19 protein-coding genes are annotated in these 21,901 nt (G+C 36.7%); 9 read left to right on the top strand and 10 right to left on the bottom strand.

Annotated features, from left to right (window positions below; translation table 11 throughout):
* Positions 1-445: 445 nt before the first annotated feature.
* Together NKG37_RS04130 and NKG37_RS04125 are read right to left on the bottom strand one after the other, a co-directional pair.
* On the bottom strand, positions 446-3,286 hold the full coding sequence (locus NKG37_RS04130; RefSeq protein ID WP_254415853.1) for a DEAD/DEAH box helicase: 2,841 nt from the start codon (positions 3,284-3,286) through the stop codon (positions 446-448).
* The gene (locus NKG37_RS04125; protein ID WP_254415852.1) at positions 3,273-4,886 is read right to left on the bottom strand and encodes an SWIM zinc finger family protein; all 1,614 of its coding nucleotides are present in this window, start codon (positions 4,884-4,886) and stop codon (positions 3,273-3,275) included. Before NKG37_RS04125 ends, NKG37_RS04130 begins: the two co-directional genes overlap by 14 nt.
* Before the next feature lie 150 nt (positions 4,887-5,036).
* On the opposite strand from NKG37_RS04125, the gene NKG37_RS04120 reads away from it, so the two are divergent.
* A complete protein-coding gene (locus NKG37_RS04120; RefSeq protein WP_101729837.1) occupies positions 5,037-5,216 on the top strand; it encodes a hypothetical protein in 180 nt (59 codons plus the stop codon).
* 419 nt (positions 5,217-5,635) lie between these two features.
* Here the strand turns inward: NKG37_RS04120 and NKG37_RS04115 are convergent, their stop codons facing one another.
* The 3 genes from NKG37_RS04115 to NKG37_RS04105 form a co-directional block, all read right to left on the bottom strand.
* A complete protein-coding gene (locus tag NKG37_RS04115) occupies positions 5,636-6,730 on the bottom strand; it encodes a C40 family peptidase (RefSeq protein ID WP_254415851.1) in 1,095 nt (364 codons plus the stop codon).
* A gap of 358 nt (positions 6,731-7,088) precedes the next feature.
* Positions 7,089-7,961: a helix-turn-helix domain-containing protein gene (locus NKG37_RS04110; RefSeq protein ID WP_016204817.1), complete on the bottom strand. Its 873-nt coding sequence runs from the start codon at positions 7,959-7,961 to the stop codon at positions 7,089-7,091.
* Positions 7,962-8,452: 491 nt separating this feature from the next.
* Complete coding sequence (locus NKG37_RS04105) at positions 8,453-8,833, bottom strand: thiol-disulfide oxidoreductase DCC family protein (protein ID WP_254415850.1); 381 nt, start codon at positions 8,831-8,833, stop codon at positions 8,453-8,455.
* Positions 8,834-9,069: 236 nt separating this feature from the next.
* On the opposite strand from NKG37_RS04105, the gene NKG37_RS04100 reads away from it, so the two are divergent.
* The 3 genes from NKG37_RS04100 to NKG37_RS04095 all read left to right on the top strand — a co-directional run bounded on the left by NKG37_RS04100 (position 9,070) and on the right by NKG37_RS04095 (position 13,006).
* Entirely contained in the window at positions 9,070-11,070 is a 2,001-nt protein-coding gene (locus tag NKG37_RS04100; protein WP_254415849.1) for a penicillin-binding transpeptidase domain-containing protein, read from the top strand.
* 134 nt (positions 11,071-11,204) lie between these two features.
* Entirely contained in the window at positions 11,205-11,330 is a 126-nt protein-coding gene (locus tag NKG37_RS26015; RefSeq protein ID WP_263479745.1) for a hypothetical protein, read from the top strand.
* A 260-nt stretch (positions 11,331-11,590) separates the two neighbouring features.
* Positions 11,591-13,006: a SpoVR family protein gene (locus NKG37_RS04095; protein ID WP_101729833.1), complete on the top strand. Its 1,416-nt coding sequence runs from the start codon at positions 11,591-11,593 to the stop codon at positions 13,004-13,006.
* Between the two features lie 268 nt (positions 13,007-13,274).
* On the opposite strand, the gene NKG37_RS04090 is transcribed toward NKG37_RS04095, so the two are convergent.
* Positions 13,275-14,417, bottom strand: coding sequence for an anti-sigma factor (locus NKG37_RS04090; protein WP_205835679.1), 1,143 nt, complete (start codon positions 14,415-14,417; stop codon positions 13,275-13,277).
* Positions 14,410-14,907 carry a sigma-70 family RNA polymerase sigma factor gene (locus NKG37_RS04085; RefSeq protein WP_101729832.1) on the bottom strand — a complete coding sequence of 166 codons (498 nt, stop codon included), beginning with the start codon at positions 14,905-14,907 and terminating at the stop codon, positions 14,410-14,412. The genes NKG37_RS04090 and NKG37_RS04085 overlap by 8 nt, the downstream gene beginning before the upstream one ends.
* 151 nt (positions 14,908-15,058) lie before the next feature.
* Between NKG37_RS04085 and NKG37_RS04080 the strand changes: the two genes are divergently transcribed.
* A complete protein-coding gene (locus tag NKG37_RS04080; RefSeq protein ID WP_016205469.1) occupies positions 15,059-16,075 on the top strand; it encodes a homoserine dehydrogenase in 1,017 nt (338 codons plus the stop codon).
* Between the two features lie 49 nt (positions 16,076-16,124).
* Here NKG37_RS04080 and NKG37_RS04075 read toward each other — a convergent pair whose 3' ends face one another.
* Entirely contained in the window at positions 16,125-16,307 is a 183-nt protein-coding gene (locus NKG37_RS04075) for an aspartyl-phosphate phosphatase Spo0E family protein (protein WP_016205468.1), read from the bottom strand.
* Between the two features lie 455 nt (positions 16,308-16,762).
* Here NKG37_RS04075 and NKG37_RS04070 point away from each other — a divergent pair, with 455 nt between their 5' ends.
* On the top strand, positions 16,763-17,491 hold the full coding sequence (locus NKG37_RS04070) for a YwaF family protein (protein WP_016205467.1): 729 nt from the start codon (positions 16,763-16,765) through the stop codon (positions 17,489-17,491).
* 245 nt (positions 17,492-17,736) lie between these two features.
* On the opposite strand, the gene NKG37_RS04065 is transcribed toward NKG37_RS04070, so the two are convergent.
* Positions 17,737-18,708: an exonuclease domain-containing protein gene (locus NKG37_RS04065; protein ID WP_016203383.1), complete on the bottom strand. Its 972-nt coding sequence runs from the start codon at positions 18,706-18,708 to the stop codon at positions 17,737-17,739.
* A gap of 245 nt (positions 18,709-18,953) precedes the next feature.
* Between NKG37_RS04065 and NKG37_RS04060 the strand changes: the two genes are divergently transcribed.
* Both NKG37_RS04060 and NKG37_RS04055 read left to right on the top strand, forming a co-directional pair.
* Positions 18,954-19,397, top strand: coding sequence for a C40 family peptidase (locus NKG37_RS04060; protein WP_016203382.1), 444 nt, complete (start codon positions 18,954-18,956; stop codon positions 19,395-19,397).
* A gap of 159 nt (positions 19,398-19,556) precedes the next feature.
* Positions 19,557-20,423, top strand: a complete 867-nt coding sequence (locus NKG37_RS04055) for a DMT family transporter (protein WP_169189373.1) — start codon at positions 19,557-19,559, stop codon at positions 20,421-20,423.
* A 95-nt stretch (positions 20,424-20,518) separates the two neighbouring features.
* Here the strand turns inward: NKG37_RS04055 and NKG37_RS04050 are convergent, their stop codons facing one another.
* Positions 20,519-20,683 (bottom strand): hypothetical protein, encoded by a 165-nt coding sequence (locus NKG37_RS04050; RefSeq protein WP_016203379.1) that lies wholly within the window; start codon positions 20,681-20,683, stop codon positions 20,519-20,521.
* Positions 20,684-20,853: 170 nt separating this feature from the next.
* On the opposite strand from NKG37_RS04050, the gene NKG37_RS04045 reads away from it, so the two are divergent.
* On the top strand, positions 20,854-21,870 hold the full coding sequence (locus tag NKG37_RS04045) for an SDR family oxidoreductase (RefSeq protein ID WP_101730561.1): 1,017 nt from the start codon (positions 20,854-20,856) through the stop codon (positions 21,868-21,870).
* Positions 21,871-21,901: the final 31 nt, after the last annotated feature.

Genomic DNA, 21,901 nt, shown 5'->3' with positions numbered 1-21,901 from the left:
TAGTCAAGTGTAAAAACTAATTCGTTCCATTGCGCTACAGAAACTCGCTTTCCGCGGGGAGCAACCTAAGCCTCCTCGGCTAAAGCCTGTGGGGTCTTAGGTTTTGCTCTACTTCCCGCAGGAGTCGAGTGTCTTCCGCTCCATTCCACTCCGTTTTTAAAGGCAATACCCTAAAAAATATTGTTTTTTTAGAAAAAATGAATTAGTAGGAAATATGGAGCAGCCTTAATACACGTAGACTCCTATGGGAGCTGCGAGAAAGTCCGAGACCCTGCAGGCCAGAGGCCGAAGCGGCTCGGCGCTCGCCCCATGGAAAGCGAAGTGTATTCAGGCTGCGGATATTAACACTAACTGTACTGAAACAACCTTTTATAAAACTAATAAAACCCGAACAACCATTTAGGATTCTTTGATAGTTGTTCGGGTTTATCTATGGCTGGAATACTTATGTCCCAGCCTTATTCAATGAAACCAAATCTTTTAATTCATCGGTCGTTAGCTCGGTCATCCAATTTTCATTTTGGATGATTTGATCATTTAATGATTGTTTTTTCTCAAGCATCGCATCAATTTTTTCTTCTAATGTTCCTGTACAAATAAGTTTGTGAACATGAACGAAACGAGTTTGCCCAATGCGGTATGCACGGTCTGTCGCTTGATTTTCAACAGCTGGATTCCACCAACGATCATAGTGAATGACATGGTTTGCCGCTGTTAAATTTAATCCGGTTCCCCCCGCTTTTAGAGAAAGAAGAAAAATGGGGAATTCTCCATTCTGGAATTGTTCAATTAAGCGATCCCGCTGTTGCTTGGACATACTTCCATTTAAAAATGGTACTTCAACCTTGAAGTTCTTCATCATCATTTCCTGAATCATATGCCCCATCTCAATGTATTGAGTGAAAATAAGACAGCTTTCTTTCCGCTCCATAATGGTTTCGGTCAGTTCCGCTAATTTTTCCATTTTCACTGATCGATCCAATAGGCTTGTTGGTGTCTGTTCTTTTAAGTAAAGTGCAGGGTGGTTACAAAGCTGCTTTAATTTACTTAACATTTGTAAGACAAGCCCTTTACGCTCAAATCCAGATAGCTGCTCGATTTGGACAAATGTGTCTGTTACTAGTTGTTCATATAAGGCGGCTTGCTCTGTTGTTAGCGGACAATATTCCTTTTGTTCCAATTTATCAGGGAGATTTAAGGCAACCTCTTCATCCTTTTTCGTCCTTCTTAATAAGAATGGGCGAATAAGTGTCTGCAGTTGCTGAATCTGTTTGGGTTTATTTTCTTTTTCAATCGGAATCACAAAGCGCTTTTGAAATTGTCCAAGACTTCCTAAATAGCCATGATTGGTAAAATCAAAAATAGACCAGAGCTCATTAAGACGATTTTCCATCGGTGTTCCAGAAAGCGCAATGTTGTGCTGACTCTTTAACTTTCTTACGGCTCTTGACTGCTTGGTTTGCGCATTTTTTATATTTTGCGCTTCATCAATCGCAATGGTACTCCATGTTAAGTCTTGAAAGCTTTGCAAATCAATATGTGTTAATCCATATGAAGTTAAGACAACATCTGATTCCTGTGCCTTTTGCACAAATACCTCATCTTTTAAGCGGTTCGCGCCATAATGAAGATAAACGTTTAAGTCAGGGGCAAATCGTTCTAATTCCTTTTGCCAGTTGCCAAGTACAGAAGTAGGGCAGATGATAAGTGCAGGGGCTGTCTGTTCCTTTTCAATCTCTTTTACTTTTAAAAGATAAGAGATTAGCTGGACCGTTTTTCCAAGTCCCATATCATCAGCTAATATAGCACCAAATCCATACTTTCTTAAGAAGAGGAGCCAGCTCATTCCAAGTACTTGATAGTCGCGCAAATCTCCTAAAAAGTTTTGCGGAACTGCCTCCAATGGCAGATTCCTGACTTCCTTTAATTGATGAATCATTGTTCGCCATTGTCTATTCAGTTCAATTTGGATTTTGGCAAACGTTTTTGGATTCTCTAGCTCATCATTTTGCTGTTCTTCTGCCTGCATTAATTCCTGCTCGATAATGTCGCGGACATGCAAACCTTCTTTTTCGGCTTTTTTCATTAAATCTTGTATTTGTCGAATGAAAGCAGGATCTAATTTTATCCAACGCCCTTTAATAAAGACGAGTCGCCTTTTTTCTTCTACTAAGTTATGGAATTCCTCTTCAGAAAGCGTAACACCATTCATAGAGAACCGCCAGTTATAGTCCAGCATCGCTTGAAGGCCTACATAGGATGGACGATGACTTGAACTGGACACTTTAGCCTTCACTTTCAGATTTGCTGATTTCATTGCTTGCCACCAAGAAGGAAGAAGAATATCTACGCCAAGTGCGAGGAATGTCTCACTCGCTTCTGATAAGAAAAGCCATGCTTCTTCCTCCGTTAATTGATTCGTTATTCCTTTTGTTCCTTTTAGCCATGGAAAAAGAAGGAGCCAACGCTGCTGTTCTTCCTCTATATAGGAGGCATAATTCAGCCACTTTTTCGGCATATTGCTTTCATCATAGATATCCACGACAAGGTCAGGATTTTCCTTCGATTTCAAAAATAAATCCAAATCCCATGTTGTATCAATTTCTGTCGGTTCTTCTAGGCGAATCCCTAATGTAAACGGATAGTCTGTCTCTTTTAGCCCCATCCACTCTTGCCATTTATCCTCTGTAAAGTAAGCAGCTAGTTGCTCTGATGGAATATTTGCATTCTTTAATGTGTCCATTCGTTCATGGAAACTTTGTTTCGTCTCTTTATGGCCCTCTAGATAATGATTAAGAGAATGTTGGAACCAGCGATTAATAAAGTCGTTATTCGTTTGACCTTCTAACTCATCATGAAGCTCCATTTCCCAAAAGCTTGGGTCAAACTCATCGATCACACGATGTGGAAGGGACCATTGGAAGTTTCCGACTTCCCACTGACTGAAATCTGGTATCCATTCTTTATGTTTAATTGATTCAAGGATACTTGGTGCAGCAGCAAGGCAAACTTGTGCAGTATCGTTCCAGTCCCATTCGATATATCGATTAAATCCCTCGGTAGCAAGTAGAGTGACCAATTGCCACCCGCTTACTAATATTCCTTCTATCCCGTCTATTGTTACAGTATCTATAACCGTACCGTAATAGCTTTCCTGATGCTGTTGAAAAAGAAGCCTTTTCCAATAGTTTGGATAAAGATAATGATCCTCTATTTCACCCGTTAAAAAAAATCCTTTATTCTCATAATAATGAACATTTATTTTTAAATAATTAGTTTTTAACATGGATTAGCTTTCCCTTTCTACATTCTTCATGAAAGGCTCTTAATCGTTTCGTACGCTCTAAGATAACCAGTAAGAATTGCTCGAATTCGGTTTGCTTTTTCATTTTTTTGTAAAGGGTACGCAATTTCTTTAATTGCCGGACAGCGATTCGATAATGGTCCCTATTTTTCCCCTCAATATGCTCTTGAATAGAACGGTGATATAAAGAAAGCAGTAAAGAATAATCGTAATCCTGCAATAATTTTATCTGCTCTTTATGTAGATTATCTAGTCCGTATCCCATCATTGTAAATAGATCGATCCATTTATCAAACTGTTTTTTCTCATACAGAAAGTCCTCGTATTTCCGAAAGCTATAGGGAAGGGTATGAATATACGCTTTTTCAAGTAAATCTTCTTTATTCATAGCCAGACAATAAGGAAGAATCGCTCGTAACGCCATTGATGTGAATTCATAGCAATATTCGTCATCTTCATCTGTACATAAATATTTTTTTAGTTCTTGAATAAAGGCTGGTACATATAAATCCATCCGTTTCCATGCTTTGCGACTTGACAAATAATCAATCCAATAAAGCAGGTAAGCAGTAACTTCTGAATCAAGAGACTGAATCACATGAAGGGCATCTTGGTCTTTTTGAAGAAGTACATCAAGATGGATGATAGCAACTTTCTCAGAAAACGTCGGATTGTTGTTAGCTAATAGTGTACTTAATTCATCCTGTCTCCAGTTTTTCGTGGCAAAAAGATCTGTCCACATCAGTCGATAGAGCTGTATACATTCGAATGTTACTAGTGGTTGAATCGTCAGTATGGACTGGACGTCCTCCTTGAGTCTAATTAAGAAGTCGTCAAAAGCAAATGGCAAGGTAAAGTTCGATAGTTTATAAAGATTATCATCAATGCTGTTCATTAAATCTTGGAAAAGATGTCGATAATAACGATTAATCGTTTGTGTATTATGATCCAGATTTTTGCTAAGTGTTAATAATTGTTTAAATGTAAATACTTGAGCGATGACTAAATAAAGAAGCTTCCACTCTGTTTGCAGAGGAGTTGCTGCTTTTATTTTTCGCATATAAATATAATACGTTTCTGCGATCATATATGGTTTATTTTCATTCGTAGGCATAAGCGAATGAAAACTCTTATCAAAGGTTTCCATCCAGTCTTCGTAATTTGGTTCTTTATCCTCGGATTCCTTCAATAAGTCGCTTGCTCGCATAATGCCGAGATTCTTTAGCAGTTCCGTATTTTTAATTGGCTTTCTCCAAGCCTCTAACCAAGTTGACACCTTTCCAACTTGAGCAAGTAAATAGAAAAACAAAGCAAGCTGATGGCGACAAAAACCTTCCGCATGACAAGTACAAGAGCTGTATTGAATATAATCCAAATCCAATGTTGCCTTCACTGGCATAACATCCTGGATCATTCCAGACACTATTTCATTGGAAAATTTGACTTGATAGACAAAGCTTTGCCTATATAAAAGAAGTCCCTTTTCTACAATGTTTTTCATTCGGGGATCATTTGCATCCAATAAATTCATTAAGTTTTCTGCACAAAAATTCAATGGCTCTAAATATTTTTCTTGAAGCATAATGTATCCCTCCCAAGAACATTTATTAGTTTATTGATTCCGTATTATGCTTTTTTTGCGCTTCATAAATAACGTTGAAAAATGACGCGCGAAAAAAGTCCATTCTTTAATTATAACGCTTTTTGCGAGGAGATGGTAGAGGACATAAGAATGGAAGTAAAGAAGGAACTAGTAAATAGTTTTAAAGCTGAGAATATAGGGAATGAACAAAAATATGTCCGGATAGCTGTGACTTGGGCAGTGAAAAGAGAAAAATTAATTGTAGTAGTGCTGATATCAGCCAAAATAGAGGGGAAATCGGCCAAACTAGGAATATATCAGCCAAAGTAGAGAGGAAATCAGCCAAACTAGGAATATATCAGCCAAAGAGAAGAGGAAATCAGCCAAACGGAGAATATATCAGCCAAAGAGAAGGGGAAATCAGCCAAACTAAGAATATATCAGCCAAAGAGAAGAGGAAATCAGCCAAACGGAGAATATATCAGCCAAAGAGAAGGGGAAATCAGCCAAACTAGGAATATATCAGCCAAAGAGAAGAGGAAATCAGCCAAACGGAGAATATATCAGCGAAAGAGAAGGGGAAATCAGCCAAACTAGGAATATATCAGCCAAAGAGAAGGGGAAATCAGCCAACGCACAAATATATCAGCTAAAGTGAAGAGGAAATCAGCCAACCCAAAAAATCACCCCACAACCAGAAAAACACAAAAAGGCTGCCAAATTAGACAGCCACCATCAACCATTATCTTTTAATACAAGCGTTTAAAACTATCAAAATGCTCTTTATAATACGAGTTATCTAAGCTTGTAACACGAACGCCGCTTGAATCAGCGTGAATAAATTCATTGTTGCCAATATAAATACCTAAATGAGAGATACCTTGTTTGTAAGTATTTTTAAAATAGACAATATCCCCAACTGCTGGAATATCTACATAATAGCTGCGATCATAGTAGCCTTCAGCAGAATAACGTCCAATTGATTTACCGCTTTGGTTTAATACATAGTAAACAAATCCACTGCAGTCAAAGCCAGCAGTAGTCGAACCGCCCCAAACATATGGTAGGCCAATTAGACTTTTTGAAGCAGAAACTACCTTAGAAGCATAGGATTGTCCATTATTTCCCGTGGAAATAGGGGTTGCTGTACTAGATGAGGAATTATTATTCCCTGTATTCGTTACCTTTTCAGAAGCAGTAACCTTCAGTTTTTGCCCTGGGAAAATTAAATCAGAATTAAGATTATTTAACTGCTTCAATTGACTTACAGACATTTTATAAGTAGAAGCAATTTTGCTTAAAGTATCTCCACTTTTAATTGTATATGTGGCTGTAGATGCAGAAGTAGTTTCTTTAACCGTTGTATTGCCAGCGTTTCCAGGATTATTGGATGAATTTGACGCTGGTGTATTGGTAGCAGTTCCAGGTTTGGAAACATATAAAATATCACCAGGATAAATAAGCGATGATGAGAGATTATTCCATTGCTGTAACTCACCTAAAGAAATAGAATGCTTATTTGCTATTTTTATAAGGGAGTCCCCTGAAACAACTTTATACGTTTTTGCAGCAGTGCTTGTCTTTGTTGAAGATTGATTACTTGTAGTAGTATTGCTACTTGTAGACTTTGAGCTATCTGCAATTGATAATTTTTGATTGATTAAAATAAGGTCTGAGGAAAGATTATTAAGAGATTTTAACTCATTAACAGTAGTATTGTATTTCTGCGCAATCTGTCCTAATGTATCCCCTTTTTTTACTACATAAGTACTAGCCGAGGCGTTTGCTGCGAAAGTGGTTGACAGAATCGCGGTAGTTGCCAATACTGTGACTTTCTTCTTCATTTTTTATCACTCACTCCTAATGAATAAACTTTGGTATACCTATCTTACCATAACCTATCAGACTATTGACCTTTTATTTCGCTAAAAAAAATAGAGTTTTAGAAAAATAGGTAATTTCTCATAGTTAATTATCAATAGGGCTTAGGATATCGTGGAGAGGACTTGGTGAATCAATAAAGGTATAATTAACCAGGTATATTTGAGGGGGGGAAACAAACAAAAATGCCTTCAAATATCATCCCACACATTTAAGTGGGGAGAGAATATTTGCAAGACATCTTTCCAACTCTTAACGTTTGATAAGTGTAACTATCCATCCGTGGGGGACCTCTGTGATGGAAGCTTTCTTTATAAACGATTAGTTTTGCCAACTATTTATTTTATTTCCAATATAGTCCGTATACCGAGAGTCTTTTACTAATTGGAAAATCATGAGGGCATCTCTCATATATTGAGAAGCTAGGTCAAAATTCTTTTGTAATTCGTAGTTATATCCTATATGATAGTGAAAGTGAGCTAACAGATAAAGATTATCCTGCTGAATAGCCCAATCAATTCCTTCCTTACAATAGTTAATCGAAGTATCGTACCGCGACTGATCTGTTAATGATTTAGCAATATTAAAGTATAACCTACTTTTAATTGTATCATCTTGTAAATAAGGAAGTTGATTTACTGCTTTAAATGCTTGTTGATAAATGGTCAAGGAATCATCGATGAAACCTTCTTCATAGTAAAAGATCCCTTTGCTAATAAAGATTTCTAGCTCTCTTTCTGTGTAGACGGTATCAAAGGTAAGCTCAATTGCTTCATTTATAAGGTTTACCGCTCGATTAAAATCACGGTCGATTTCAAAGACATAAATCGCCTTATGCCAAAGTAACATTTGATAGTTTTTTTTATGGTGCGTAAATAGAGGGTTTTTTTCTTCTGCTTTTACAATTTGTTTTAATGTTTGATAGTCGGTATTTCTTCGTGCTGTCTTTAATTGTCGAAAGGTTTCTTCTACATAATCAAGTCTTGGTGTTGTGCCGATATCGAAGAAATAGTTCACATCAACGCCTAGCCGCCGAGAAATAAGATAAAGAGTAGAAGACAGTGGAAGCACTTCTCCCTTTTCTATTTTACTAATTTGCGCCTGTGTGCATATATTGTGAGCCAGTTCTTTTTGTGATAACCCCATTTGCTTGCGTAATTCCTTGATTTTTTCTCCAACCGCTGAAAAATCCAATCGCTTCACTCCTACTTAGAAAAGCATACCTTTTTTATGAATATTCCTAAAGTTATATTTTGTAATGAATTTTGGGGAAAAACAGTGTGAAATGCCGTAAAATGGCGATATATACTTGGAAATCAAGAATTCATCTATCTTTATAATATGATTTAATTGGTTTTACCGCAATATATTAAGAATATTTTTGCTATTTTTAGAAGTGCCCACCTACGCCTTCTAATTATGAGCACAATAAACTTAATTGAGCATTTTTAATAGAAATTGAGATTTCTATTAAACCCCAATATCTGTTTTACGAGTAGTCCTTTTATCTCCAATTTTCTGCCGTTTTCTGATGAGAAAGCGGTCTTTTTTGCTTTTTTTATTGCAAAGATGATATTTGGAAAGGTAATGGAGCAGTTCTTCAGTAATTGTTTTGACTTTGAAAAAGCAAACGGAGAGAGGATCAGAGCATTTTGAAAAAAGAACATAGAAAAAAAGAGGGGCTATTACAAAAAACGCTTCTTCATCTCTTCTGTTGGAAGCATACAAGAGTCTTGTTTGCCGAACCATCTATAACGATTTCTAGCAACAAATCGATAAAGAGGATCTCTTATGAAGGAAGGAATCCCTTTTAAAATAGCTAGAAGCTTCCATCCACTAGAAAGATGGCGGCAAATTTCCAAAGCCGCATCTGATTCTATATAGTACATATCATCTTTAATAAGAACGACACTATCAACCTCGGATAGATGATGTTTTTCTAAAAGACTTTTTCCCATTTCACTTTGCAGAGAAGCGAAGAAGAATTGGTTATGCGGATCCCTTTTTATAATAAATTGCACACTTTTATTACATAAATTACAAACCCCATCAAATAACACAATCATACGTGTTCCCCCTTAACCTGTATTTTAGCAAAAGATGCTAAAAAAGTATGTCAAAAACTATTTTGTAACTTTTTTGATTGGTTTTCGTAATAGAGTTATTATTTTTTTAGGAAGATAATAATATACAGAATGTAGGAAATAAGAGATAAAAAAATTACAATTTTGTGTGTAATTCTTTATCCGTTTTGATGAAAAAATGGTACGCTAGTAGTAGTAGATTAGAAGGGGAGATAGGAATGAAAAAGAGATGGATGCTTTTACTGATATTAATTTTGATAGCAGTGGTAACAGGATGCAATAAAAATGATCCTACCCCAGATGAACGGCTATCACAATATATAAAACTTTGGAATGATCAGAAATTCAAAGATATGTATGCCTTTCTTTCAACAGAAGCAAAAGAAAGTATTTCGGAAGAAGACTTTGTTGCCAGATATGAAAAAATCTACAAAGACTTAAGTATTAAAGATTTAAAGATCACATATAAGAAACCAGCAGAAGACGAAAAGTTCAATAAAGTAGAAAAAGCAGAAATTCCATTTTCGGTTAAAATGAACAGCATGGCAGGAGAAATCAGCTTTGATAATCAGGCTGCACTGGTGAAAGAAGAGAGAGAGAAAGACGAGAATTGGTATATTAATTGGGATACTACTTATATTTTTTCGGAGTTAGGTCCTGACGACAAAATTTCTGTCAACACGATTCCAGCAGAACGAGGCAGTATTGTCGATAAAAATGAAAATCCGTTAGCAATGAATGGTGTAATTTATGAAATTGGACTAGTTCCAGAACAAATGGGAGATAATTCAGATGCCGTTGTTAATGAACTAGCAAAGCTTTTAGATATTAAAAAAGATACAGTAGAGAAAGCACTCAATGCAGATTGGGTACAACCAAGCTTTTTTGTTCCTATTAAAAAAGTAGCAACAGGAGATCGTGCTTATTTAGATAAACTTTTTGCATTACCTGGTGTGCAAAAGCAAGATACAAAAGGAAGAATTTATCCATTTGGCGAAAGTGCTGCACATTTAATTGGCTATATCGGCAACATCACTGCAGAGGAACTCGAGAAAAATCAGGAGAAAGGCTATTCAAGCACAGATGTAATTGGAAAAAGAGGCTTGGAGCAAGTACTGGAAGAACGATTAAAAGGTTCGAATGGTGAACAAATTTCAATTAAAAAGGCAGACGGCAGTACGGTTACTTTGGCGAAAAAAGAAGTGCAAAATGGTGAAAATATAAAGTTGACAATAGATGCTGATTTACAAAAAGAAATATATGAAAAAATGGATGGAGAAGCAGGTGCAGCAGCAGCTATTAATCCACAAACAGGAGAAACACTTGCATTGGTTAGCAGCCCTGCATTTGATCCAAACAAGATGGTTGTTGGTCTGACAACGTCTGAGAAAGAAACATACGATAATAATAAGCTAGATCCTTTTACCAATCGTTTTAAAAATAAATATGCACCTGGTTCTGTAATGAAGCCTCTTGTAGCAGCAGCTGCATTAACAGAGGGCGTGATTACTCCTGAACAGGAAAGGAAGATTACCACAAAGCAATGGCAAAAGGATAAATCATGGGGCGGTTATTTTGTTACAAGAGTGCATAGCAGCTCAGCTCCAGTAAATCTTGCAGATGCTTTGCTTTACAGTGATAATATTTACTTTGCGCAAACAGCGCTTGATTTAGGGAAAGAAAAATTTGCAAACGAGTTAAAGAAATTTGGATTTGAAGAGCCGTTTACTTATGCTTTTCCAATTGAAACATCCACATATGGCAAATTGGATACAGAAATTTTATTAGCAGACTCAGGCTATGGTCAAGGGCATGTAGAAATGAGTGTGATTCACCTTGCGACAGCATATACTCCGTTTGTTACAGGTGGAAATCTAATGACACCTACCCTATTAGATAGTGACGAGAAGGGGAAAGTTTGGAAAGAAAAAATCATGGACGAATCGGTTGCCAATACGATTTCAGATGACTTACAGCAAGTTATTGAAAATCCAAATGGTACAGCACGTGGCGGAAAAATAAGTGGCAAAACGTTCGCAGGAAAAACAGGAACAGCTGAATTAAAAGAAAAGCAAGGCGAAAAAGGAACAGAAAACGGCTGGTATGTCACTTATGATAAAGACAAAAAAGACTTCTTGATTGCAATGATGATGGAAGCCGTGCAAGACAAAGGCAGCTCCGGACACGTCGTGAAAAAAGTGAAAGAGATAATAGAATAAAGGAAGAAGGAGTGTTCCTAGTGAATGCTCCATTTTCTTTTGAAATGAAATCTGTGAAAAGCAAAGGAGTGTAAAACAGAAAATAGTGTTCATCAGGCGAATGAAAGCCGAAAAGCAGAGGAGGAAAGCGAAAAGTGGTGTTCATCAGGCGAATGAAAGCCAAAAATCAGAGAGGGCAAGCGAAAAGTGGTGTTCATCAGGTGAATGAAAGCCGAGGATCAGAGGGGGCAGGCGAAAAGTGGTGTTCATCAGGCGAATGAAAGCCAAAAATCAGAGGGGGCAAGCGAAAAGTGGTGTTCATCAGGTGAATGAAAGCCGAGGATCAGTCAAGAGTAAAGTGCTACTCTAGGAGATCTCCCAAAAGATTAAAATCCACAAAAAGAAGTATCTCTACTCATCCCAAAAACTCTACCTATCTTATAAATAAAAACCATCGATCTATCGCAATTTCTATCCAATTTACACATGATTCACTTTTTCCCTTCATACATTAGTTTAAACGGTGAAAGGAGAGAGCGGAATGAATGAGGTAGAACAAAAGGAATTAGAATATGCCATTGACGAAATTACCGAGATTGCTTCTGGATTTGGACTAGACTTTTATCCAATGAGATATGAAATTTGTCCTGCGGATATCATTTATACATTCGGTGCATACGGAATGCCTACTCGATTTTCCCATTGGAGTTTTGGAAAACAGTTTCATAAAATGAAACTACATTATGATTTAGGATTGTCAAAAATATATGAATTAGTTATAAACTCAAACCCGTGCTATGCATTTTTGCTTGATAGTAACTCGTTAATCAATAATAAACTGATCGTTGCCCATGTTCTGGCACACTGTGACTTCTTTAAAAATAATGTGCGGTTTCAAAATACGAAACGTGAAATGGTCGAAAGCATGGCAGCAACAGCCGATCGAATTCGCCAATACGAAATCAAATATGGAAAGCATGAAGTGGAAACGTTTTTGGATGCTGTATTAGCCATTGATGAACATATTGATCCAAGCTTGATGAGACCTAAATTGGCATGGTCGATGGATGATGTAGAGTTTGTGGAGGAAGAAGAACCAACCAGTACTCCTTATGATGAATTATGGGGATTGGATGACCGAAATAAACCAAAAAAGCAAAAGAAAAAGGTAGCGAAGAAATTCCCGCCACAGCCTGAGAAAGATTTATTACTTTTTATCGAAAACTTTAGTAGAGAGCTCACGGACTGGCAAAGGGATGTTTTAACGATGATGCGAGAGGAAATGCTTTATTTCTGGCCTCAATTAGAAACAAAGATCATGAATGAAGGCTGGGCATCCTACTGGCATCAGCGAATTGTCAGGGAATTAGACTTAACAAGTGCAGAAGCGATTGAATTTGCGAAGCTAAATGCAGGGGTTGTACAGCCGTCTAAAACGGGCATAAACCCCTATTATCTAGGATTAAAGATATTTGAAGATATTGAGGAACGCTATAATAATCCAACTGAGGAAATGAAGAAACGCGGAGTTAAGCAAGGTTCAGGACGGGAAAAGATGTTTGAGGTTCGCGAAATAGAATCAGATATTTCTTTTCTAAGAAACTATTTAACAAAAGATCTCGTGATGAGAGAAGACATGTATCTTTTCCAAAAGCAAGGCAGAGATTATAAAATTGTCGATAAAGCATGGGAGCAGGTACGTGATCAATTAGTAAGCATGAGGGTTAACGGTGGATTCCCATATATTACAGTCAATGATGGTGATTATAATAAAAATGGTGAGCTATACTTAAAGCATGGTTATGAAGGAATTGAATTAGACTTGAAATATTTAGAAAAAGTACTTCCGTATATTCATCAATTATGGGGGAGAGGCGTGCATATTGAAACAGTGGTAGAAGATAAACAGCTTGTTTATAGCTATGACGGAAAAGCGCTGCACCGAAAATATTTATAAGAAGAACAGACCTACAGGGACATATTGCGCTGTAGGTCATTTTTTTTGTTTTGGTGTTTTCTAAAAGATTGTTGTTTTTTCAATAGGAAAAAAGAATTAATAGGAAAATTGGAGCAGCCGGAATACACGAAGACGCCACGGGGATTAGCGAGACAGTCTGAGACCCCGGAGGCGAAAGCTGAGGAGGCTCAGCGCGAGCCACACGGAAAGCGAAGTGTATTCCGGCTGCGGGTAATAGCAACAAACTATACGAAAACAGCCTGTGCTTTTATCTATTCCAATTCCAAAAACTTATTTCATCAATGCGAATGTCGTTTATCCAGCTTTCCTTTTTCAACTTTAATATTTCCTCTGTGGGACCTGTAATGACAATTCCATAGTGATAAACCCCATGCTTTTCCAGATACTCTAATCGCTTGCCTAAGTCTAAATGACCGAAATGAAACTTTTCTGCCTTTTTTTCATAGGGCTCTAAAAATTTTAGTGTTTTTAGAAATTGTTGATGTAGAATCTTGGAATCTCCTTCTGTATACTCAGGTGAAGAAGCGGAGCTGGATTCCACTGAGAACCAAAAATTTCCTTCCTCTTCTACGGAATCCGTGATCATATCATCATCATGCCATATTGGTGTACTAGGAAATCCAATGGCTTCGAATCCATATTCCTCTTTAGCTTCTACTCCTGTATCTACTGCAAACCAGATAATATCTAAATTTCTATCTTTAAAATGATCAAAGACTTCATTAGTAGATAATAATTCAGAAAAGGACAGATAAACAGACGAGACAGTACCACTCTTTACTTTTTCAAGTCTGTTCCATTCTGATGGAGAGGTTTCTTTTGATAAAAAAGAAAAAGAGGGTTGTTGCTGTGGTATAATTCCCTCTGTTTCCTTTTCTGGAAAACTCATCATCGAAAATAAAAAATTTGTTTTATATTCTCCTACTTTAAAGATTTCATCTCCAACCCGTTTTTCTATATCTGTTGTTGCTTCCAGTCCAAAGTAAGGTTTTGTATTTGTGCTGGTTCCACTAAACTGACCGTATGGATCTGTTACAGTTAATGTTAAATCAATGATGTTTCGGTATACATCCGTTCTATCTGGAGTGCCCCAGGAGTAATAAACAGCAGTTAAAATGGAAGAAATAATGGTGAAAGTAATTATTAGTCCTAAGGCAGTAAATGCTGTTTGAAATCTGGCTTTCCATTTTCCCTTTCTTAAAATTTTCTTTTGTTTTTTTTGATCCATCATCGGAGTTACAGCTTGTTCTTGATTTCCCATTTCAGCTTCCTCAAAAACTTGTAAATATTGTTCGACTTTTTCTAAATCCCTTTCCATTTCTTCCGCTTCCACTTCCGAAAGTTCTCCTCGTTTAAAGGCCTCTAATTTTTTTTTGTATTCCTCACTCATGGAATTCTTTCCTCCTCTGTCTTATAATCTGTCTTCCCCGGAACAGTAGTACTTTAAAGTAGGTAGGACTAACGTTCATGACCGCTGCGGCTTCTTCTGTTGTTAGTTCATGAAAATCAGCTAATAATACAGCCATCTTTTGTTTCTCAGGTAATATTTTTAGAATGTCTATAACCCTTTGGATATCTTCTTTTAGTACGATTGTCTCCTCTATTCTCTGTGCGTTATCCATCTTTCTTTGAAAGAAATCATCCTCTTTGATTACTAGTCGCTTATTTTTTCGAAACTGATCGATAAATACATGATAAGCAACAGTAAAAAGCCAAGCCTTCACATTTTTTCCTTGAAAATTTTCTAGATAGAGATGTGCCCTAAAAAATGTTTCTTGAACTAAATCTTCTGCAGAATGATGATTATGGCAGAGTGAAAGGAGAAAATAATATATATCATTAAAATAAGTTTGATAAATAGTATCGATAGAATCCTTCATCTTCGCCCCCTATTATGTATAACACGGTGATGCAAACGAAAAGTTACAGTAAATTTACTGACATCAAAAATTTTAATCCAAAATAAAGGAAATAGTTACAAAAAGACAGAAATCTATAGCAAGAAAAGCAAAGAAAGGAATAATAAAGGCGATGAAGCAAAGAAAAATAGTTATTACTGGATATGGCACAGTTGCTAAAGAATTTGTCGAATTATTATATCGTAAAAAAGAAGCGTTCATAGAACAATATCATACAGAATATACAGTAATCGGAGTGGTTGGCTCAATTGGGATGATTTATGACCCAGAAGGATTAGATCTATCTATATTGCACGGGCTCCCCACAGGATCAATTGGAATTTCGCAATATGCTAGCATGAAAGATTTAGTGCTTGAATCTCCATCAATGAAAGGGGATATTCTCGTAGAATGTACACCAACGAATCTAGAAACAGGAGAACCCGCCCTTTCTTATATAAAACAAGCGCTTGAGGCGAATATGGATATTGTTTCTGTCAGCAAAGGGGCACTTGTTCATTCCTTGCCTGAATTACTGGCAATTGCAAAGGCAAAAGGGCGGTATATCAAGTATAGTGGAGCTACAGCAGCAGCGTTACCTACATTAGATATTGGTGAATTTAGTTTGGCAGGCAGCACTATTCAATCGATAAAAGGGATTTTAAACGGGACATCTAATTTCATTCTGACAAGTATGTCAGAGGGGAATCTAACTTTTGAAAAAGCATTGCAGCTAGCACAAGAAAATGGAATTGCGGAGAAGAATCCCGATTTAGATATTAAAGGATTGGACAGTGCATGCAAAATACTGCTACTAGCAAATGGCTTATTTCATACTAATCTAACATTAGAAGATATTGTGGTAGATGGCATAGAAAAGGTCACAAAAGCGGATATGCAACGCGCTAAAATAAATGGGTGTGAGTGGAAGCTGATTGCATCAGCAAAAAAGCAAAGAGATAGGTTGGTTTTACAAGTAAAACCAGAAATCATTCCTCCTGAAAATCCGCTAATTCATGTAAAGGGAACAAATAAAGGAATTTTGTTTGAAACGGAAGAGATGGGAACCATTTGCTGTGTTGGCGGTGCGTCTCATCCGAAGGGCGCAGCAGCGGCAGCAATGAAAGATATTATTAATCTTATTCGCTAATTAGTAATCGGTTTAGATGAGGATTCGCAGAGGATTTATGTATAGTATTCTATTTTTGAGCCATTTTTTTCTGATACATGACAATATATGTGTCTAGCTGTTCACTTATTTGAATGGTATTGGGATCATTTAAGCCTTTTTCAATCCCATATTTAAGCAATTGGGTCTTTAGTAAATCGATAGTGTCTAGTAGTTCACATGCATTTTCAATATTAATGCGAGAAAGTACCATTTTTGACGCTCCTAATTTTGATAGATTGCTTTCCTATTTTACCAAATTGAATTGGAAATATTAAGTGCTTTTTCTAAGGAATTTACAAAAAAGTGTATGGATGACTTGTTTCTTTAAGAGGAATGCAACCTAACAAAGTTTTCTAAACAGGAGCCTGGAGGATACGCTGCTTTTTTAGTTGGAAAAGCAGCGTATCCTCCAGATTATTTTTCCGAAGCAATGTTAAATAAATATTCAAGGTAGGATTCTAATTCGAATTTATCTTTGTCAATAAAATCAGTCATTGCAGTATTTGTTTGTAGTTTCATCATGATCCTCTCCTTTAAAAATGCTTTTTCTTTTTCAGTAGTATTTGTCTATAATATTCCCAAACTATTAAACTTTTATACATAGTTTCTAAAAAAAATTGGGAAAAATAATTTTTTCGGAAAATACCAGAAAGGAGAATGGTGTAAATGAAGGGATGGTACGGGCATCTTGATAATGATTTCCCCTTTGAATTATTTTCTGTATCCCATCTAGTTATGATAGGCATTCTTATTACAGGGGGTGTGTTACTTGCTGTTTTTCGGAATGACATCGAAAATCGAAGTGGTATTGTTCGATTTGTCTTTTTCCTATTACTACTAGGTTTAGAGGCGATGTATCATTATTGGATGTATAAGGATCGGTTATGGAATGCTACTTTTATGCTGCCGTTCCATCTTTGTTCCATTAGTTTAGTTCTTTGCTTGCTGCTACTAATTACTAAATGGGAGCTTGTTTTTCAAGTAGTTTATTTTATTGGAATTATAGGCGCATTAATGGCTATTGTCACACCAGAATTGTTTTTTGGTTATCCCCATTTCCGTTATTTTCACTTTTTTGTTACGCACATTCTTATTATATGGACATGTCTTTACTTTGTGCTTGTCCACCAATATAAACCGACAAAAAAAGGATTGTTTCTGTCATTCGCCTTTCTAAATAGTTGTGCTGGACTGGCGTGGATGGTCAATAAATATACAGGTGGTAATTATATGTTTTTAGCCTCTAAGCCAGCAAATGGTTCCCTTTTCGATTATTTGGGACCATATCCGTATTATGTGTTTGTTCTTGAGGTAGTCGCACTTTTATTGTTTTTAGCTTTGCTAATTCCATTTCGATGGAAAAGGGGACAGCAGAGGAGAAAAGGAGCCTTATAAAAAGACTGCTTCATTAGAATATAGTGAAACAGTCTTCTTTAACGGGAAAATGAATTCAATTCTTTTTTTAAGGCTGTTTTCTAAAGGATTGTTGTTTTTTTAATCGAAAAAAAGAATTAGTTGGAAAAATGGAGCAGCCGGAATACACGAAGACTTCTGTGGGAGGCTCAGCACGAGCCCGACGGAAAGCGAAGTGTATTCCGGGTGCGGGTAGTAGCAACAAACTTTACGAAAAACAGCCTTTTTTAATGATTTACTCGCTCTTTATTCAATAACGCTAAAAATTGTTGTTCATTGATAATTTCAATTGCCTTTCCTTTTGCTTGTAAATCGTATGCTTTTTTCTCTTTTGAACTTATGCCTTCTGATCCGACAAGCTTTTGGTCTTGTACGCCGACAACCAAATAATCGGTTTTGCTGCTGACGCCACTTTTGATGACTCCACCTAAGTCGACAACTTGCTGCATGGCTTCTTTTCGTTCAAGTGATTGTAGATCGCCAGTGAAAACAAGGTTTTTTTCATAAAGTGGGTGGTTCTCATCAAAAGAATCAGTTGTTGGCGTAATTTCTGAAATGGAAACTGATGAGAATTTTTTGACTGGCTTTCTTTTAGAAAAAGTAGTAGCTCTGCCAAAAGTAGTTTGTGGTTTTAGTTCAGAAAATTGTTTAATAGGAAGAGTTGGATAAGAAGCACAATAGGTACTTAACGAATCCTTTTTTCTCGACTGAATGCAAGCAATGACAAGCTCTGCACATGCTCGCGCATCCGAACCTGCGTGATGATGTTCTTCCATTGAAATACCAAAATAAGATGTTCGCTCCTTCAATGATTGGCCCACCTTCGCCCCTCTAGTTGCGCGATTACTAATGGGAATGCTACAAATATAAGAAAAATCAGGCATATCGAATTGATATTTTTCCAGACAGCAATAGAGAACACTCATATCAAACTGAGCATTGTGGGCAATGATGGTATGAGAAGAAATAGCTTCTTTTATCCATTCCCAAACCTCCGGAAAACTTTTCGCTTCCTCAACATCTTTTTCGGTTATTCCATGAATCGCTGTAAACTTTGGATCAAATAATAGACTTGGAGGTTTAATTAAAAAATATTCCTCTTTAATAATAGAATTATTTTCTACATAAGCTAGTCCTATTGAGCAGGCACTTGCCATATCCGCATTCGCTATTTCAAAATCGATAGCAATAAAATCCACGGCTTACACGCTCCCTCTTTTTTTCTATTAGTATATCATGTTCTATCTTTTCATCAGAGAAATTAGGTCAGATGGAGAAAGAAGATAATGGTATTAGAGGAATATTATTCTTATATAGTATTGTAATAGAATTGTAATCCAATTTCTATAAAGATGTAACCTAATTATCTGAATAATATGAGAAGATAGATTTGTTGATAGAAGGAAGCCTTGGGAACATAATCTTACGTAAATGAGGTCACTGGATGAAAAAGGTTATTGTCTTGTCACTCCTGTCATTTGGATTGTTTTTTTCTGGCATATTTGGTACCAATGAAGCAAGTGCCGCTTCAAAAAAATCGGTTGTTACCGTTGCGAAGAATTATATAGGTACTCCTTATAAATATGGAGGAACCACTCCGAAAGGATTTGACTGCTCCGGATTTGTTGGTTATAGCTATAAAAAAGTTGGCAAATCTCTGCCAAGAACAGCCGCGAGTATGTATACAAAAGGGAAAAAAGTAAAGAAATCTGAATTGAAAAAAGGAGATTTAATCTTCTTTGAAACATATAAAAAAGGTGCATCCCATGTTGGTATATACATAGGAAGTAATCAGTTTATTCATAGCTCCTCTTCAAAAGGAGTAAAAGTGGACAAGCTATCCAACTCTTATTGGAAAACAAAATATTATGGTGCAAAAAGAATTTAACCCTTTCTTTAGAAGGGGTTTTTTGTGTTTGCTGAGAAATTTGATTTTGAAAAAGGATCAAATTGGTAATCTATCATATTTATTAAAATGAAAAATTTCTATATGATAGGAGAATAAGTAAAAAAACTAGCAACTTGATTTCAGTTTTGGAGGAATAGCATGAGCGCAGCAATGAAATTTGCATTATCAATGGCTATATTTGGTTCGATTGGCTATTTTTCTGCTAAAACGAATTTGCCAGCTATCGAACTGGTATTTATTCGATGTATTTGTGCGTGTGTCGTATTAAGTATTGTCTATTTATTTTCACAGCGGAAAAAGGAAGCGATTGAGAGAAAAGAAATTGGCTACAGTGTGCTGTGTGGCGTGTTTCTCGTTGTGAACTGGGTCTTCTTCTTCCGTTCATTTGAGCATATGTCAGTGACTGTTGCGGTTTCCATTTATCATTTGGCGCCAGTTCTTGTCGTTTTATTGGGGAGCTTTCTTTATCGGGAAAAAGTCAGTTTGAAAGTATTGCTAACAGTTATTATTTGTTTTATTGGAACGTTATTGGTTGGTGGAATTCAAGATTATTTGTCTTTTGATGATCTTATTTCAGCTGGATTGCCATGGGCATTTGGGGCTTCCTTATTTTATGCGTTGACGACATTGACAGGGAAGAAAATTGCAAAGTTAAATCCGATTTTAACAACGATTATTCAAACAAGTGTTGGGATTATTATGCTATTGCCACTGGTCAGATGGGATTATTTTAACCATTTAACAGGAGAAAACTGGTTTTATATTTTATTGACAGGAATTATACATACTGGATTTGTTTATTATTTGTTTTTTAGCAGCTTGCCAAAGCTATCTTCTGGGACAATCGCTGTTCTTGTGTTTATAGATCCTGCAGTTGCAATCTTTATGGACATCGTATTAACAGCATATCGTCCTGATTTTCTGCAAATTATCGGTATTTTGCTTATATTTTGGGGGCAAACTCACGCTGCGCTTAAGCGGAAAATGAGTGAATCAGGGAACTAGCGAGTAAGATAAAAAGAGCCTGATAACAGGGGCATCGCCTTCTAACCATCAGTGGGGAAGAGGAAAAACCCGCACTGATGGAAGTTTTCTTTATCTCATACTTTTGGATAATGTAACTCATAAATTGGCTTTTTATAATAGGGTGGTTTTACCGTTGTTTTTGGCATCGACCATTTGTGGTTGATATATGTCATATGAACAGGTTCGCTAGAATGTTTTTGCAGCAATAATTTTAATTTTGGATGAAATTCATACCTCATAATAAGACCCTCCTCCATTTTCTTCTTTTTAGCGTATTCACTCCCATCAAAAAGAGAGTTAGTCCATGGAAGATAAGTAGGCACAAAATAGGCAGAACCACATAGGATAATTTACTACTATTAATGGAGGGATTAGTATGTCCTTTTATCCGCATGATCCGAGAGATCCAATGTTTCAAGTGCCACAAGCTTATTATGAATTAGTAGAGCCCAGAAATCACCAATCTGAAAAGTACATCGAGCTAAAAGAAGTGCAGGCGTTATTTGAAGCAAATAAGCAGACAGATCCGTATCCGCTTTATCCGAATTATGGAAAAGTGACAAAGTATGAGGAAATTCCGATTAATTTTCCTGAAAATAGACAGCTCCGTCAGCCAGGATTAGAAAGTTATATGGTTCCAAAACCAATTATTGAAAATGACCACTACATAGGAAGTGGAAAGCTGAAAGGGAAAGTAGCCTTAATAACAGGGGGAGATAGTGGTATTGGTGCAGCAGTTGCGATTGCTTTTGCGAAAGAAGGAGCTGATGTAGCAATCGCCTATTTAGATGAGCATGAGGATGCCAATCGGACAAAAAACAGGGTCGAAGAATTAGGGCAACATTGTCTATTGCTGCCAGGTGATTTGCGCAAGAAAAAACAGTGTATCGATATTGTGGAGAAAACGGTAAAGACATTTGGAAAACTAGATATTCTTTGTAACCATGTCGGTATACAATTTCAACAGGCGAAATTAACGGATATTACCGATGAACAATTTGATGATACATTTAAGGTTAATATTTACTCCCATTTTTACACAACAAGAGCGGCCCTTCCCCATTTAAAGCCGGGAAGTAGCATTATTAATACAGCTTCCGTCGTTGCTTACGCAGGGGAACCGCTGCTCATTGATTATGTTGCCACAAAAGCAGCAAATGTTGGTTTCACAAGATCCCTCGCCAGAAGTGTTGTCAAAGAAGGAATTCGTGTGAATGCAGTAGCGCCAGGACGCACATGGACACCATTAATTCCAGCGAGCTTCTCCTCTGATCAAGTAGCAATCTTTGGTTCTGCTAATCCAATGCAAAGAGCAGCACAGCCATTCGAATTGGCACCGACCTTTGTATATTTAGCTTCTGATGATTCCCGGTTTGTAACAGGGCAAGTTCTTCACGTAAATGGAGGCGAGACAGTAAGTTCATAAAAGGAAATGGGCTAGCAGCTAGCCCATTTTC

It is taken from the genome of Niallia sp. RD1 (genome assembly GCF_024219955.1).
GTDB lineage: Bacteria > Bacillota > Bacilli > Bacillales > Cytobacillaceae > Niallia > Niallia alba.
Note: the sequence above shows the minus strand (reverse complement) of the source record. Positions and strands in the feature narration are given on the sequence as shown.